The organism is Mycobacterium shunyiense (assembly GCF_058270075.1).
The window spans coordinates 139,112-153,958 of record NZ_JBZDPU010000016.1 but is presented as its reverse complement, the minus strand read 5'-3'; the positions used below and the strand labels follow the sequence as shown (position 1 = coordinate 153,958).

The following is a 14,847-nucleotide window of genomic DNA, read 5'->3' as shown; positions in this document are numbered from 1 at the left end:
ACATGGGCCAGCGCAAGATCGCCGATGCCGAGCAGCTGGCCTTCGGCTTCGGCTCTGACGGCGCCATGGACGCTCTCTCCCTCGCCGACACCACCTTCGTGGTGGTGGACCTGGAGACCACCGGGGGCCGGGCCACCGCGAAGACACCGGGCGCCGGCTACGACGCCATCACCGAGATCGGCGCGGTCAAGATCCGCGGCGGCGAGGTGCTCGGCGAGTTGGCGACGCTCGTCGATCCCGGCCGCGCCATCCCACCGCAGATCGTCGAGCTCACCGGGATCACCACGGCGATGGTGCGCGACGCACCGAAGATCGACAGCGTCCTCCCCATGTTTCTGGAGTTCTCCCGAGGTGCGGTGCTGGTCGCCCACAACGCCGGCTTCGACGTCGGTTTCCTGCGGGCGGCCGCCCAACGGGCGGAGCTCGGCTGGCCGCGGCCTCCGGTGCTGTGCACGGTCAAACTCGCCCGCCGCGTACTCACCCGGGACGAGGCGCCCAGCGTGAAACTGTCGGCCCTGGCCCGCCTGTTCGGGGCGTCCACGACACCCACCCACCGCGCCCTCGACGACGCCCGTGCCACCGTCGACGTCTTGCACGGGCTGATCGAGCGGGTCGGCAACCAGGGCATCCACACCTTCGCCGACCTGAAGAACTATCTGCCCGACGTCACACCGGCCCAGCGGCGCAATCGCTCACTGGCCGACCGGCTGCCCAACCGTCCCGGCGTGTACCTGTTCCGCGGGCCCTCCGACGAGGTGCTCTATGTGGGCACCGCAGTCGATCTGCGACGCCGGGTCCGCCAGTACTTCACCGGTGCTGACCCGCGGACCCGAATGAAGGAGATGGCCTCGCTGGCGCGCGCCGTCGACCATGTCGAATGCGCCCACGATCTGGAGGCCGGGGTCCGCGAGCTCCGATTGCTCGCGGCGCACGCACCGCCGTACAACCGGCGCTCCAAGTACCCACAGCGGTGGTGGTGGGTGGCCCTCACCGACGAGGCTTTCCCACGACTGTCGGCGGTGCGAAACCCTGGGCACCGCACCGCTTTCGGACCGTTCTCGGCCCGGTCCGACGCCATCCAGTCAGCGGCACTGCTGGCCCGGTTCACCGGGGTGCGGACCTGCACGGCCCGCTTCGGCGCGGCAGCCACGCACCGTTGTCCCGAGGTCGAACTCTCCCCGTGCCCGGCACCGCAGGACGCCGGCGCCGCGCAGTACGCGGCGGCGGTGCAACGTGCCACCGACCTGATCGACGGCACCGACCACAGCGCGCTGGCGGCCACGCTCACCCATATCGGCGAGGTCGCGACAGCCCGCCGGTACGAGACCGCGGCCCGGTTGCGCGATCACGCAGCGGTCGCCATCGAGGCACTGTGGCGGGGGCAGCGGTTGCGCGCCCTGGCCGATCTCCCCGAACTCGTTGCCGCCCGCGCCGACGGCAACGGTGGCTGGAATTTCGCGGTGATCCGCCATGGGCAACTGGCCGGGGCGGGCACAGCCGTGCGCGGGGTTCCACCGATGCCGGTGGTCGACGCGATCTGTGCTGCCGCGCAGGTGATCCTGCCCACCGCAACACCTTTGGGTGGCGCGCTCGTGGAGGAGACGGCGCTCATCGCCCGCTGGCTGGCCGCACCCGGGGTCCGCATCGTGCGTGCCGACACCGGCTACGCCACGCCGATCGGGGCGGCGGGTCGCTACGCACCGTGGGCCGCCACCGCCCGCTCGGCCCGACTCGCCGCAGCCCAGCAGCAGAACTCAGAACTGCAGGCTGAACCGCACCCAACGCGCGAGCAGTTGTTCGGCCGCGCCCGAGTCGATCGCCGCGACGGCCCGCTCCAGACCGGCCTCCCACGCCGGCACCCACTTGGCGTCGCTGGCTAGCCCGGCATGGGCGACCATGGCGCCGGCCGCATTGAGCACCACCGCGTCACGCACCGGTCCCTTGGCGCCGCCCAGCACGGCCCGCGCCTCGGCGGCGTTGGCCGTGGCGTCACCGCCCACCAACTCCCTGATGTCCGCGCGCTTGAAGCCGAAGGCCGCCGGGTCGAACTTCAGCCGGTCCACCGTCCCGGCCTGGACGCGCCAGATGGTGCTGGTGGTCGTCGTGGTGAGCTCGTCGAGACCGTCGTCGCCGTGCACCACCAGCACGCTGGAACCTCGGGCGGCGTAGACCCCGGCCATCACCTCGGCCAGGTCATCGAATGCGCAGCCGATCAGCCCGGCGCGCGGCCCGGCCGGATTGGTGAGCGGCCCAAGCAGATTGAAGACCGTGGGAACCCCGATCTCCCGGCGCACCACCGAGGCGTGGCGATATGACGGGTGGAACTGCGGCGCGAAGGCGAACCCGATGCCCACCTCGGCGACACTTCGCGCCACCTCGTCGGGGCCCAGGTCGATCCGCACCCCGAGCGCCTCCAGGGTGTCCGCGCCACCCGACAGTGACGACGCCGCCCGGTTGCCGTGCTTGATCACCGGCACGCCGCAGGCCGCCACCACGATGGCCGCCATGGTCGACAGGTTCACCGTGTTGGCCCCGTCGCCGCCGGTCCCCACGATGTCGACGGTCTCGTGACCGATCTGATCGGTGGGCACCCGACGCGCGTGCGACAGCATGATGTCGGCCAACTCCCCGACCTCCGCCGAGGTAGGCCGCTTCATCTTCATCGCCACCGCGAACCCGGCGATCTGAGCCGGGGTCGCGACCCCGGTCATGATCTGGTCCATGGCCCAACCCGCATAACCGTTCGGCAGGCTCTGCTCGGTGGTCAGGCGCCCGAGAATGAGCGGCCACGACGGTGCCGCCACAGAGCCGGACGACGATGCGGATAGCGGTGAAGATGCAGGAGCCACCGCCGAATGCTATCGCTGGGCGGGACTCGTCTCCGGGGCGAGGGGAACCCAACGCGACACGAATCCGACCAATTGCTCGACCCGGGTGGAGTTCGACAACTACAAAGCGTCATACTTGCGGATGTGACGAGCGCTGTAGGTACCTCGGGAACGGCAATAACGTCGCGCGTTCATTCGCTGAACAGACCGAACATGGTCAGTGTCGGCACCATCGTGTGGCTTTCCAGTGAACTCATGTTCTTTGCTGGACTCTTCGCGATGTATTTCACCGCGCGCGCCCAAGCCGGTGGCGACTGGCCGCCCGAGCCGACCGAACTCAATTTGGCCCTTGCTGTTCCGGTGACGCTGGTTCTGATCGCGTCATCCTTCACCTGCCAGATGGGCGTGTTCGCCGCCGAGCGCGGCGACGTGTTCGGGCTGCGCCGGTGGTATGTGATCACGTTCCTGATGGGCCTGTTCTTCGTACTGGGCCAGGGATACGAGTACATCCACCTGGTCGAGCACGGCACCACCATCCCGGGCAGCGCCTACGGATCGGTCTTCTATCTCGCGACCGGTTTCCACGGCCTGCACGTCATCGGCGGACTTGTTGCGTTCATCTTGCTGCTGGCCCGCACCAAGATGAGTAAATTCACGCCCGCGCAGGCCACCGCGGCGATCGTCGTCTCGTACTACTGGCACTTCGTCGACATCGTCTGGATTGCGCTGTTCGCCACCATCTACTTCGTCCGCTGATCGGCCGGCCGATGTTCGATTCGATGAGAAGGGGTTCGATGACCAGCAAGTCGCGCCGACGACTGCGCCGACGACTGTCAGCAGGTCTCCTGCTGTTGGTCGGCCTGTCAGTCGCAGGTGGTGTTGCGGCCACGCTGACACCCACACCGCAGGTCGCAGTCGCCGACGAATCTCAGTCGGCTCTGCTGCGCACCGGTAAGCAACTGTTCGACACGTCGTGCGTTTCGTGCCACGGCGCCAACCTGCAGGGTGTGCCCGACCGTGGGCCCAGCCTGATCGGCACCGGCGAGGCCGCGGTGTACTTCCAGGTGTCGACCGGTCGTATGCCCGCGATGCGCGGTGAGGCCCAGGCACCGTCCAAGCCCGAGCACTTCGACGAGAACCAGATCGACGCTCTCGGCGCCTTCGTTCAGGCCAACGGCGGCGGCCCGACCGTGATCCGCGACGAGCACGGCGGCGTGGCCCAGGAATCGCTGATCGGGTCCGACGTGGCCCGCGGCGGCGACCTGTTCCGGCTGAACTGCGCGTCCTGCCACAACTTCACCGGCAAGGGTGGCGCGCTGTCTTCCGGTAAGTACGCGCCGGACCTCGGTGAGACCGAGCCGGCACAGATCTACACCGCGATGCAGACCGGGCCGCAGAACATGCCCAAGTTCTCCGACCGGCAGCTGTCGCCGGAGGAGAAGCGCGACATCGTCGCCTACGTCCGTGAGTCGGCTCAGACGCCCAGCTACGGCGGATACGGGCTCGGCGGCTTCGGCCCCGCCCCCGAGGGCATGGCGATGTGGATTATCGGAATGGTCGCCGCTATCGGCGTGGCAATGTGGATCGGGGCACGAGCATGACCGACAACACCCCGAAGATTCCGTCCGACGCCGAACTGGCCGAGATGTCGCGTGAGGAGCTCGTCGAGCTCGGCGGCAAGATCGACGGTGTCGAGACCATCTTCAAGGAGCCCCGGTGGCCGGTCCCCGGCACCAAGGCCGAGAAGCGCACCGAGCGGCTGGTCGCGTACTGGCTTCTGCTCGGCGGCATTTCGGGCCTGGCACTGCTGCTGATCTTCCTGTTCTGGCCGTGGGAGTACCAGCCCTTCGGTTCGGAGGGCGAGTTCCTCTACTCACTGGCCACCCCGCTGTACGGTCTGACCTTCGGCCTGTCGATCCTGGCGATCGGCATCGGCGCGGTGCTGTTCCAGAAGAAGTTCATCCCCGAGGAGATCTCGGTCCAGGACCGCCACGACGGGCGTTCCCCCGAGCTCGCCCGCAAGACCATCGCGGCCAACCTGACCGACGCCCTGGAGGGCTCGACCGTCAAGCGCCGCAAGCTCATCGGCTTGTCGCTGGGCATCGGCCTCGGCGCATTCGGGGCCGGCACCCTGGTGGCCTTCATCGGCGGTTTGATCAAGAACCCGTGGAAGCCCGTGGTGCCCACCGCGGAAGGCAAGAAGGCCGTGTTGTGGACCTCGGGGTGGACGCCCCGATTCCACGGCGAGACCATCTACCTGGCTCGCGCGACCGGACGTCCCGGTTCGTCGCCGTTCGTCAAGATGCGACCGGAGGATCTCGACGCCGGTGGCATGGAGACGGTCTTCCCCTGGCGCGAGTCTGACGGCGACGGCACCACCGTCGAGTCCGAGCACCACCTCACCGAGATCTCGATGGGTGTGCGTAACCCGGTCATGTTGATCCGCATCAAGCCGGCCGACATGCCCCGCGTGGTCAAGCGAAAAGGCCAGGAGAGCTTCAACTTTGGTGAGCTGTTCGCCTACACCAAGGTCTGCTCGCACCTGGGCTGCCCCTCGTCGCTGTACGAGCAGCAGACCTACCGCATCCTGTGCCCGTGCCACCAGTCGCAGTTCGACGCGTTGCACTTCGCCAAGCCCATATTCGGTCCGGCTGCGCGCGCGTTGGCGCAGCTGCCCATCACCATCGACAAAGACGGCTACCTGGTCGCCAACGGCGACTTCGTCGAACCCGTCGGACCGGCATTCTGGGAGCGCAAATCATGAGCCCTGACCTTGCCAAGATCGCTGCCGCACAGGGCGATGCGATCGATTCCCGTTACCACCCCTCGGCGGCGGTGCGCCGGCAGCTGAACAAGGTGTTCCCCACCCACTGGTCCTTCCTGCTGGGTGAGATCGCGCTGTACAGCTTCATCGTGCTGCTGATCACCGGTGTCTGGCTGACGCTGTTCTTCGATCCGTCGATGGCACACGTCACCTACGACGGTGTGTACCAACCGCTTCGGGGCGTTCAGATGTCGCGGGCCTACGAGTCCGCACTCGACATCAGCTTCGAGGTGCGCGGCGGTCTGTTCGTCCGTCAGATCCACCACTGGGCCGCACTGATGTTCGCCGCGTCGATCATGGTGCACATGGCGCGCATCTTCTTCACCGGTGCGTTCCGCCGCCCGCGTGAGGCCAACTGGGTGATCGGCTCGCTGCTGCTGATCCTGGCGATGTTCGAGGGCTACTTCGGTTACTCGCTGCCCGACGATCTGCTGTCCGGTATCGGTCTGCGCGCCGCGCTGTCGTCGATCACCCTGGGCATGCCGATCATCGGAACCTGGCTGCACTGGGCGCTGTTCGGCGGGGACTTCCCCGGCGAGATCCTGATCCCGCGCCTGTACGCACTGCACATCCTGCTGATCCCGGGCATCATCCTGGCCCTGATCGGCGCGCACATGGCGCTGGTCTGGTTCCAGAAGCACACCCAGTTCCCCGGCCCCGGCCGCACCGAGCACAACGTGGTCGGCGTGCGCGTCATGCCGGTGTTCGCGGTGAAGTCGGGTGCGTTCTTCGCGATGATCACCGGCGTGCTCGGCCTCATGGGCGGTCTGCTGACGATCAACCCGATCTGGAATCTTGGGCCCTACAAGCCGTCTCAGATCTCGGCGGGTAGCCAGCCCGACTTCTACATGATGTGGACCGAAGGCCTGGCGCGTATCTGGCCGGCCTGGGAGTTCTACCCGTTCGGTCACACCATCCCCGCGGTGGTCTGGGTCGCATTGATCATGGGCGGTGTGTTCGGTCTGTTGATCGCCTACCCGTTCATCGAGCGGAAGGTCACCGGCGACGACGCCCACCACAACCTGCTGCAGCGTCCGCGTGACGTGCCGGTGCGTACCGCGATCGGCGCCATGGCGATCGCGTTCTACATGGTGCTGACCCTGGCCGCGATGAACGACATCATCGCGCTCAAGTTCCACATCTCGCTGAACGCGACCACGTGGATCGGCCGTATCGGCATGGTGGTGCTGCCGGGCATCGTGTACTTCATCGCCTACCGGTGGGCCATCTCGTTGCAGCGCAGCGACCGTGCGGTGCTGGAGCACGGCATCGAGACCGGCATCATCAAGCGCCTGCCGCACGGTGCCTACGTCGAGCTGCACCAGCCGCTGGGACCGGTGGACGACCACGGCCACCCGATTCCGCTGGAGTACCAGGGCGCTGCCCTGCCGAAGCGGATGAACAAGCTCGGTTCGGCCGGCTCACCCGGCACCGGCAGTTTCCTGTTCGCCGATCCGGCGGTCGAGCACGATGCGCTCACCGAGGCTGCGCATGCCTCCGAGCACAAGGCCCTGACCGCTCTGCGCGAACAGCAGGAGCGAAATGGCAACGGGGAGACCAACGGTCACCACTGACCACTCCCCTAGCCTGACTGACGGCCCGCCGTCGCACCCGAACAATCGCCGCAGCCTCTCGAAAGAGGTTGCGGCGATTGTTTTGTGTGCGGAGGTACGGAGCAGGCGACGACGAGCGCTACGGCCAGGTGCCCTTGGGTCCTGACCTGGGCGCCGGCCCGGCGGCCGGGTGTGTCGTCTGCAATGCCGCTCCTGGGACCGGGGTGTTCTGCAGCGCACCGAGGCACAGGCCCAGACGCCCAGGGAGACAAGGGATGTTGCCCGAGCCGCCCAAGCTGTTGCTCGGGCTGTTCTCCGACCAACAGATCCCGGTGGTCGGGTCCAGAGTGCTGCCTCCCGGACAGGGCGCCGACGTCGCCGACGGAGCCGCCGCCAGAACCGCGGAGGCCAGCATCGTGCTGCACAGCGTCGCCAACAGGAGCTCGGGTGCCCTGGTTCTGATCAACATGTCATGGTCTCCGCTACGGGGTGATCTTGGTCTGCTCGTCGATGACCTTGGCTGCGTCGATCACCACATCCTTCTGCCCCTCGGGGGCCTCGGCGTTGAGTTGCAGCACGAACAGGGCGTCGTTGCCGGGGATGACCACGGTCTTCTGGGCGATCACGCGCGCTTCGCCGTTGTGCGTGTAGGTGCCGGCTGACCGGACCGCCTCGAAGCCGCCCAGCGTGGCCTTCTCGGGGTCCATGACCGACTTGTAGTCCGGCAGGTTCTGCGACATCCCTGGCGCGTACTCAAGGACCTCAGCTGCATCCACGTCGCCGGTCAGCTTCGATGCGATGGCGATGATGGCCGGTGGATCGGCGGGATCCACCGGCTTGTCGTAGACGATGGCGCCGTAGGCCCAGTCGGGCGTCTTGTCCCCCGCGCTGCTCCAGTCCGGAGGGAACGGGAAGTCGAAATCCGGTGTGCCGGGCTCGTCGGGTTTGAACGGCGTCTCGGCGATCTTGTTCTCGGTGATGTAGTCGTTGATCGTCTTGTTCGGACCGGTGATGTTGGGCCGCTCCGCCGCGGCACTCGTGGTCGTCGCCGCCGAGGTGGCACCGGAGGAGGTTGTGGGCTCGGTCTTGGTGTCGGTCCCACAACCGACAAGCGAAATGCCCACGCCGACCGCCACCAAGCCCGCCAAGAGCTTTCTCATGCGCGGCCTCGCCTTCCGTGTCGTTGGCCCCTGTCCGCACCTGGACACCGAGGCTACGCACCGGCCGGCATGTTTCGCAGCAAAACCCGAGATGCTCTGGGCCTCGGGTGAGTTCAGGAGGGCAACGCGTCGAACTGGCGCACCGCCACGATCGGCAGCGCGACGATGCCGACGATGACCACACCGGCCAGGCCATAGAGGCACCACGCCGCCACCTCGCTGCCCGTCGCCATCAGATAGGTGGCCAGCCCGATGGCCGCTGCTCCCAGCCCGATGGCGCAGACGAGCGCGAGGATGCATCGCAGCCACAGCGCCTCGGCCGCCGCGGCGGCGCCGTTGCCCGCGGTGTAGCGGCTCATCTCGACCGGCGCAGCCCGGTAGCTGCCCCCGATCGGGCGTGGTGAGCGGGCCGGCGGCTGGGGCCGGCGTCCGGGCTGGCGGTTGTCGGCCTGAGCTCGGGCCCGCAACAGTAGCGGCACGGCCCCGGCGATCACCAGCACCGACAGACCGATCACGGTGTACAGCACCCAGGGGACGTCAGCATTCTCGGAGCCCTGTGGATGGCTGCGGCCCAGGTCCACCAGGGCGACCACGGCCGCCACTCCGGCACCCAGCGCCGCGAGCCACACCGCGGCGCAGGCGCCCAGCAAAACCCGGTCGGTGGTCTCGAGTTCGCTGATGGGCCCGGACATCAGCAGGCAGTCTGAGCGGAGTTGTTGGCGTTGGACGAGAGCACCGTGCCGTCGCTCGCCGTGATCGAGCAGTTCAGTCTGCTGACCAGGAACAGGCTGGAGGCCTCGACCGAGCCGACGTCCGAGTTGGAGATGGGGGTCATCGTGAAGGTCCACGGGATGTAGACGTTGCGCAGGGTGCGCCGGTTTCCGTTCCCGTCGACGTAGGTGATCGTGATGATGTCACCCGGCGCCTTGGTCCCCGTCACCGAATAGGTCACCTGACGCGGTCCGGCATGCGTGGTGGTGGTGGTGGTCGGCGGGGCCGACGATGTACCCGGGGCCGGCGGAGGTGCCTCGGTGGGCGCAGGCGCCGGCGGGGGTGGCTCCGTCACCGTCACGGTCTCCGGAGGCGGCGGGGGCGGCAGTTCCTCGGACGTGGGAGGTGGCGGGGGTGGCGGAGGCGGAGTCGTCGTGGTGATCTCGTCCTGCACCGGCGGCGCCGACGTGGTGGTGCTCGGCTTCGGGGTGGCCAGGTTGGCGGTGTCCTCATCCCGGGTGACCAGGACGGCTACCGAGGCCACCAGGGCGACCGCGGCGATGATGGCGGTGACACCGACCACCCACGGCCAGCGCGGTGGCGGGGCCGTGTCGACCAGTTCGGTCGCCGGGTCGTAGTCGTCGTAGTCGTAGAGCGCCACATCGGCGGGCACGTAAGGCCCACTGGTGAACTGCTCCGACTCGGGCGCGGAGTATGCCTGCGAGTAGAACTCGGTCTCGCCGCCATCCGCGTCAGCGCCCGACACCGGAGTCCGATCCTCGGGTGCGGAGTGTTTTCCGGGTTGATCCGGCAAATCAGAACCGGAGGCACCCGGTTCCGGGGGATTCGGCCCGCTCATCTACGCCTATCCTTCTCGACAACTTCACTGCCACCTGGATCGACCGAAACCGTTCGCAAGTGACAGTGCCCCGGCAACATTACCGAACGACGTGAAGCCGGCGAGTCCGGCGCTGCCGGTGGCGGATGAAGTGACGGCCCGATTGTGACCTTGGCCAGGCCACAACCGGCACGTCCGGACGGGTCAGTGCTTCTCAGGACCCCAGTAGTACTCGAAGACCAGGCCGCTGACTGCCATCAGCACGAAGCAGATGCCGGCCACAATCAGCCAGGGAAGCCAGAGGGCGGCACCCACGGCGGCGACCGAGAAGGACAGCGCGATCAGGATCGGCCACCAGCTGTGCGGCGAGTAAAAGCCAAGTTCGCCTGCGCCGTCGCTGATCTCGGCATCTTCGTAGTCCTCGGGGCGGGTGTCGAGACGCCGCGCCACGAAGCGGAAAAAGGTGCCGGTGATCAAGGTCAGGCCGGTGGTGAGCACCAGCGCTGTGGTGCCGGCCCACTCGACGCCGCCGGTGGCGAACATCGCGGTCAGCACGCCGTAGACCACCGCCGACAGCGCGAAGAACGCCGTGAGGATCTCGAACAGTCGAGCTTCAATATGCATTGCGTGTAGCCCCTACTTGCTCGCCTGCGGTGCCTGCTCACCGCGTCGGGTATCGAACGGGTGCGTGGTGGTGGCCAGCGGCGGCTGATTGATGGCCGCCAACGCCTGGGCATTGGTCTTGCCCGCGTTGCGCTGGTCGATGTAGGCCTTGAAGTCATTGGGTTCGACGACCCGGACCTCGAAGTTCATCATCGAGTGGTAGGTGCCGCACATCTCGGTGCAACGCCCGACGAAGGCGCCGGTCTGCTCGATCTTGCTGACCTGGAAGATGTGGTCCGAGTGGTTGGCCACCGGCTCGGGCATCACGTCGCGCTTGAAGAGGAATTCCGGCACCCAGAAACCGTGGATCACATCCGCGGAGTTGAGCTGGAACTCGATGCGCTTACCCACCGGGAGCACCAGCACCGGGATCTCGGTGGAGGTACCCAGGGTCTCGATCTTGTCGAAGTTCAGGTAGGTGCGGTCCTCCGGGTTGAGGCCCCGGATCGCGCCGACCCGCTCTTCACCGTGGGCGTCCTTGCCCTCGGGCTTGGACGTCATCGCGCCCTTGCGCTCAGCGTCGACACCGTCGTAATCGAACGTGCCGTCGGCGTAGTCGATCTTCTGGTAGCCGAACTTCCAGTTCCACTGGAAGGCGGTCACGTCGATGACGACCTCGGGGTTCGGGTCCTTGTGCAGCATGCGCTCCTGGACCACCACGGTGAAGTAGAAGAGCACCGAGATGATGAGGAACGGGACGACCGTCAGCACCAGCTCCAGCGGCATGTTGTAGCCGAACTGGCGCGGCAGCTCGGTGTCGCCCTTCTTCTTCCGGTGGAATGCACTCGACCAGAAGATCAGAGCCCACACGATGGCGCCCACCACGAAGGACGCAATCACGGAGCCGATCCACAGCTCTCGGTTGAGTTTGCCCTCCGGAGTGATTCCGGTCGGCCAACCGAGCGCGAGTGCGTCCTGCCAGCTGCAGCCGCTCAGCAAGAGCGCTGAGCCACCCAGGACAATGGTCAACAACGCCGCTCGGGCCACCTTCTTAAGCCCGCGAGGTGTCACGTTGGCGCCTCCTAGATCGGTATTTCGCGACCGCGACCGGTCGTTGTTTTGCGAATACTACGCAGCGTAGACCACGCCGGTCCACGGGAGCGAAGCGACTCGGGAATGGGATCGCAACGCGAGCTGAGCAGCCGACGCAGCCGCGCGGGTGGTGGTCTCGGGGAGCCGCCGGATCAGACATACTGACGCGGTGTGTGGACTGCTCGCCTTGGTAACTGACCCAGCCCAATCCACCCAGGGTGACGCCTCCCCCGACGCCGGATCGCAGCTGGTCGACGCGGTGGCCGGCGCCTCCCACCTGATGCGTCACCGCGGGCCCGACGAGCCCGGTACGTGGGCCGACACCAGCGGCGACGCCACTGTGGTGCTCGGTTTCAACCGGCTGTCGATCATCGACATCGCGCACAGTCACCAGCCGTTGCGCTGGGGACCCGCCGACGAGCCGGACCGCTACGCACTCGTCTTCAACGGTGAGATCTACAACTACCTGGAGCTGCGTGAAGAGCTGCGCGGCGCCGGTGCCGTATTTCACACGGACGGCGACGGCGAGGCCATCGTCGCCGCGTACCACCACTGGGGCGCAGACGCGCTGAATCGGCTGCGCGGCATGTTCGCATTCGCCGTGTGGGACACCGTCGAGCGTGAGTTGTTCTGTGCCAGGGACCCGTTCGGCATCAAACCGCTGTTCATGGCCACCGGTCCGGGCGGCACCGCGGTGGGCAGCGAGAAGAAGTGCCTGCTCGGCCTGGCCGACATTCTCGGGCTGGACCTGAGCATCGACGAGCGGGCGGTGCAGCACTACACCGTGCTGCAGTACGTACCCGAACCCGAGACGCTGCACCGCGGCATCCGCCGGCTGGAGTCGGGCAGCTACGCGCGCCTGAAGCCCGGCGGCCGTCCCGAGGTGACGCGCTACTTCTACCCGAAATTCAATGCGGTGCCGTTCGTCAAGGGCGCCGAGCAGTCCCGCTACGACGAGATCACCGCCGCCCTGGAGGATTCCGTCGCCAAGCACATGCGTGCCGATGTGACGGTCGGCGCGTTCCTGTCGGGCGGCATCGATTCGACGGCCACCGCGGCGCTGGCGATGCGCCACAACCCCCGGCTGATCACCTTCACGACCGGATTCGAGCGGGAGGGCTTCTCCGAGGTGGACGTGGCCGTCGCGTCCGCCGAGGCCATCGGCGCCCGGCATGTCACCAAGGTGGTCAGCCAGGCAGAGTTCGTCGAGGCGCTGCCCGAGATCGTCTGGTACCTGGACGAACCGGTGGCCGACCCGGCCCTGGTACCGCTGTTCTTCATTGCCCGCGAGGCCCGCAAGCACGTGAAGGTGGTGTTGTCCGGCGAGGGTGCCGACGAGTTGTTCGGTGGCTACACGATCTACCGGGAGCCGTTGTCGCTGCGGCCTTTCGACTATCTGCCGCGTCCGGTGCGCAAATCGCTGGGCAAGGCGTCCAAACCACTGCCCGAGGGCATGCGCGGCAAGAGCCTGCTGCACCGCGGTTCGCTGACGCTCGAGGAGCGCTATTACGGCAATGCCCGCAGCTTCTCCGATGAGCAGCTGCGGGCGGTGCTTCCGGGCTTCCGGCCGGAATGGACGCACACCGACGTCACTGCCCCGATATACGCCGAATCGCGGGGCTGGGATCCGGTGGCCCGCATGCAGCACATCGATCTGTTCACCTGGCTGCGCGGCGACATCCTGGTCAAGGCGGACAAGATCACCATGGCCAACTCACTGGAACTGCGGGTGCCCTTCCTGGACCCCGAGGTGTTCGCGGTCGCGTCCCGGCTGCCCGTCGATCAGAAGATCACCCGCTCGACCACCAAATACGCGCTGCGCCGGGCACTGGAACCGATCATTCCGGCCCATGTGCTCAATCGGCCCAAGCTGGGCTTCCCGGTGCCGATCCGGCACTGGCTGCGCGCCGGAGAGCTGATGGACTGGGCCTACGCGATGACGGCGTCGTCGCAGGCCGGGGCGTATGTCGACCTCGCTGCCGTGCGCACCATGCTCGACGAGCATCGCAGCGGCGTCAGCGATCACAGCCGCCGGTTGTGGACCGTGCTGATCTTCATGCTGTGGCACGCCATCTTCGTCGAGCACAGTGTCACCCCGCAGATCAAGGAACCGCACTACCCGGTACAGCTCTAGGCGCGATCAGTCCCCCGCAAGCGGGCGGTGCCCCCAGCAAAACTGCCCCGAAACCGATGGTTTCGGGGCAGTTTGCGTCGGTTCGGCAGGCTAGTTGCCGAGCGCCTTGCCGATCTCGGCACCGGCCTCGGCACCGTAGGCATCGGTCAGGCGCTGCACTGCTTCGGCCGCATCCCAGGTCCACTCCTGGGGCCCGGTCGCTTCGAGCACCAACACCGCGACCAGGGAGGCCAACTGCGCGGAGCGCTCCAGGCTCAATCCGGCGCTGCGCCCGGTCAGGAAGCCGGCCCGGAAGGCGTCGCCGATACCGGTCGGGTCGGCCTGATGCTTCTCCGGCACGACGCCGACGTGCACGAACGTGCCGTCAGAGCTGACCAGATCGACGCCCTTGGCACCGAGGGTGGTGACGCGCATGCCGATCTGGCTCATCACCTGCGCCTCGCTCCAGCCCGATTTCTGGAGCAGCAGGTCCCACTCGTAGTCGTTGGTGAACAGATAGGTGGCGCCGTTGATCAGCTTGCGGATCTCGTCACCGGAGAGCCGGGCCAGCTGCTGGGACGGGTCGGCGGCGAAGGCCAGGCCGAGCTTGCGGCACTCCTCGGTGTGCAGGAACATCGCCTCGGGGTCGTTGGCACCGACGATCACCAGCTCGGGCTTGCCGACGCGGTCCACCAGATCGGCCAGGGAGATGTTGCGCGCCTCGGACATCGCACCCGGGTAGAACGAGGCGATCTGGGCCATGTCCTCGTCGGTGGTGCAGACGAAGCGGGCGGTGTAGGCGCTGTCGGAGATCAGCACGTTTCCGCAGTCGACGTTGGCGCCTTCCAGCCAGGTCCGGTACTCGGCGAAATCCTGGCCTGCGGCGCCCACCAGCGCGACATCGCCGCCGAGGGCGCCGATCGCGAAGGCCATGTTGCCCGCGACTCCCCCACGGTGGATCACCAGATCGTCGACCAGGAAGCTCAGCGACACCTTCTGCAGGTGGTCGGCCAGCAGTTGCTCGGAGAATTTGCCCGGGAACCGCATCAGGTGGTCGGTCGCGATGGATCCGGTAACTGCGATGGTCACGTAGTGTCACCCCTCATTTCGTTAAGTCGGCTACAT

At 67.2% G+C, this 14,847-nt stretch carries 13 protein-coding genes and 1 pseudogene; 6 read left to right on the top strand and 8 right to left on the bottom strand.

The window, feature by feature from the left end:
- Positions 1 to 2: 2 nt before the first annotated feature.
- Positions 3 to 1,817, top strand: a pseudogene (locus AC4ELH_RS20740) (DEDD exonuclease domain-containing protein); the annotation flags it as partial.
- Here AC4ELH_RS20740 and trpD read toward each other — a convergent pair.
- Positions 1,755 to 2,849 carry an anthranilate phosphoribosyltransferase gene (gene trpD, locus AC4ELH_RS20735; RefSeq protein WP_082941690.1) on the bottom strand — a complete coding sequence of 365 codons (1,095 nt, stop codon included), beginning with the start codon at positions 2,847 to 2,849 and terminating at the stop codon, positions 1,755 to 1,757. The pseudogene AC4ELH_RS20740 and the gene trpD overlap by 63 nt on opposite strands.
- Before the next feature lie 123 nt (positions 2,850 to 2,972).
- Here trpD and ctaE point away from each other — a divergent pair, with 123 nt between their 5' ends.
- Genes ctaE through qcrB form a run of 4 tightly spaced genes read left to right on the top strand, consistent with a single transcriptional unit; the run spans position 2,973 to position 7,226 of the window.
- Entirely contained in the window at positions 2,973 to 3,584 is a 612-nt protein-coding gene (gene ctaE / locus AC4ELH_RS20730; RefSeq protein ID WP_003885537.1) for an aa3-type cytochrome oxidase subunit III, read from the top strand.
- An 11-nt stretch (positions 3,585 to 3,595) separates the two neighbouring features.
- On the top strand, positions 3,596 to 4,429 hold the full coding sequence (gene qcrC, locus AC4ELH_RS20725; RefSeq protein WP_064883137.1) for a cytochrome bc1 complex diheme cytochrome c subunit: 834 nt from the start codon (positions 3,596 to 3,598) through the stop codon (positions 4,427 to 4,429).
- Positions 4,426 to 5,592, top strand: coding sequence for a cytochrome bc1 complex Rieske iron-sulfur subunit (gene qcrA / locus AC4ELH_RS20720; RefSeq protein WP_064883139.1), 1,167 nt, complete (start codon positions 4,426 to 4,428; stop codon positions 5,590 to 5,592). The genes qcrC and qcrA overlap by 4 nt, the downstream gene beginning before the upstream one ends.
- Positions 5,589 to 7,226: a cytochrome bc1 complex cytochrome b subunit gene (qcrB, locus tag AC4ELH_RS20715; protein ID WP_044523629.1), complete on the top strand. Its 1,638-nt coding sequence runs from the start codon at positions 5,589 to 5,591 to the stop codon at positions 7,224 to 7,226. The genes qcrA and qcrB overlap by 4 nt, the downstream gene beginning before the upstream one ends.
- A gap of 118 nt (positions 7,227 to 7,344) precedes the next feature.
- On the opposite strand, the gene AC4ELH_RS20710 is transcribed toward qcrB, so the two are convergent.
- The 6 genes from AC4ELH_RS20710 to ctaC all read right to left on the bottom strand — a co-directional run bounded on the left by AC4ELH_RS20710 (position 7,345) and on the right by ctaC (position 11,588).
- Positions 7,345 to 7,674: a hypothetical protein gene (locus AC4ELH_RS20710; RefSeq protein WP_131812725.1), complete on the bottom strand. Its 330-nt coding sequence runs from the start codon at positions 7,672 to 7,674 to the stop codon at positions 7,345 to 7,347.
- A gap of 13 nt (positions 7,675 to 7,687) precedes the next feature.
- Complete coding sequence (gene lpqN, locus AC4ELH_RS20705) at positions 7,688 to 8,365, bottom strand: envelope biogenesis lipoprotein LpqN (protein ID WP_064883141.1); 678 nt, start codon at positions 8,363 to 8,365, stop codon at positions 7,688 to 7,690.
- A 113-nt stretch (positions 8,366 to 8,478) separates the two neighbouring features.
- Complete coding sequence (locus tag AC4ELH_RS20700; protein ID WP_463791280.1) at positions 8,479 to 9,057, bottom strand: DUF2561 family protein; 579 nt, start codon at positions 9,055 to 9,057, stop codon at positions 8,479 to 8,481.
- The gene (locus AC4ELH_RS20695) at positions 9,057 to 9,935 is read right to left on the bottom strand and encodes an MmpS family transport accessory protein (RefSeq protein ID WP_498886354.1); all 879 of its coding nucleotides are present in this window, start codon (positions 9,933 to 9,935) and stop codon (positions 9,057 to 9,059) included. The genes AC4ELH_RS20700 and AC4ELH_RS20695 overlap by 1 nt, the downstream gene beginning before the upstream one ends.
- Positions 9,936 to 10,118: 183 nt before the next feature.
- Positions 10,119 to 10,538 (bottom strand): cytochrome c oxidase subunit 4, encoded by a 420-nt coding sequence (locus AC4ELH_RS20690; RefSeq protein WP_064884224.1) that lies wholly within the window; start codon positions 10,536 to 10,538, stop codon positions 10,119 to 10,121.
- A 12-nt stretch (positions 10,539 to 10,550) separates the two neighbouring features.
- Positions 10,551 to 11,588 (bottom strand): aa3-type cytochrome oxidase subunit II, encoded by a 1,038-nt coding sequence (gene ctaC / locus AC4ELH_RS20685; RefSeq protein ID WP_064884222.1) that lies wholly within the window; start codon positions 11,586 to 11,588, stop codon positions 10,551 to 10,553.
- A 190-nt stretch (positions 11,589 to 11,778) separates the two neighbouring features.
- Between ctaC and asnB the strand changes: the two genes are divergently transcribed.
- A complete protein-coding gene (gene asnB, locus AC4ELH_RS20680; protein ID WP_064884219.1) occupies positions 11,779 to 13,743 on the top strand; it encodes an asparagine synthase (glutamine-hydrolyzing) in 1,965 nt (654 codons plus the stop codon).
- Positions 13,744 to 13,833: 90 nt separating this feature from the next.
- Here asnB and AC4ELH_RS20675 read toward each other — a convergent pair whose 3' ends face one another.
- Positions 13,834 to 14,811 carry a carbohydrate kinase family protein gene (locus tag AC4ELH_RS20675; RefSeq protein ID WP_055115086.1) on the bottom strand — a complete coding sequence of 326 codons (978 nt, stop codon included), beginning with the start codon at positions 14,809 to 14,811 and terminating at the stop codon, positions 13,834 to 13,836.
- Between the last annotated feature and the right edge of the window lie 36 nt (positions 14,812 to 14,847).

Coding starts and splice junctions, on each gene's coding strand:
- qcrC (WP_064883137.1), top strand. CDS start 3,596: ATGTTCGATTCGATGAGAAGGGGTTCGATGACCAGCAAGTCGCGCCGA.
- qcrA (WP_064883139.1), top strand. CDS start 4,426: ATGACCGACAACACCCCGAAGATTCCGTCCGACGCCGAACTGGCCGAG.
- qcrB (WP_044523629.1), top strand. CDS start 5,589: ATGAGCCCTGACCTTGCCAAGATCGCTGCCGCACAGGGCGATGCGATC.
- AC4ELH_RS20710 (WP_131812725.1), bottom strand. CDS start 7,674: ATGTTGATCAGAACCAGGGCACCCGAGCTCCTGTTGGCGACGCTGTGC.
- lpqN (WP_064883141.1), bottom strand. CDS start 8,365: ATGAGAAAGCTCTTGGCGGGCTTGGTGGCGGTCGGCGTGGGCATTTCG.
- AC4ELH_RS20700 (WP_463791280.1), bottom strand. CDS start 9,057: ATGTCCGGGCCCATCAGCGAACTCGAGACCACCGACCGGGTTTTGCTG.
- AC4ELH_RS20695 (WP_498886354.1), bottom strand. CDS start 9,935: ATGAGCGGGCCGAATCCCCCGGAACCGGGTGCCTCCGGTTCTGATTTG.
- AC4ELH_RS20690 (WP_064884224.1), bottom strand. CDS start 10,538: ATGCATATTGAAGCTCGACTGTTCGAGATCCTCACGGCGTTCTTCGCG.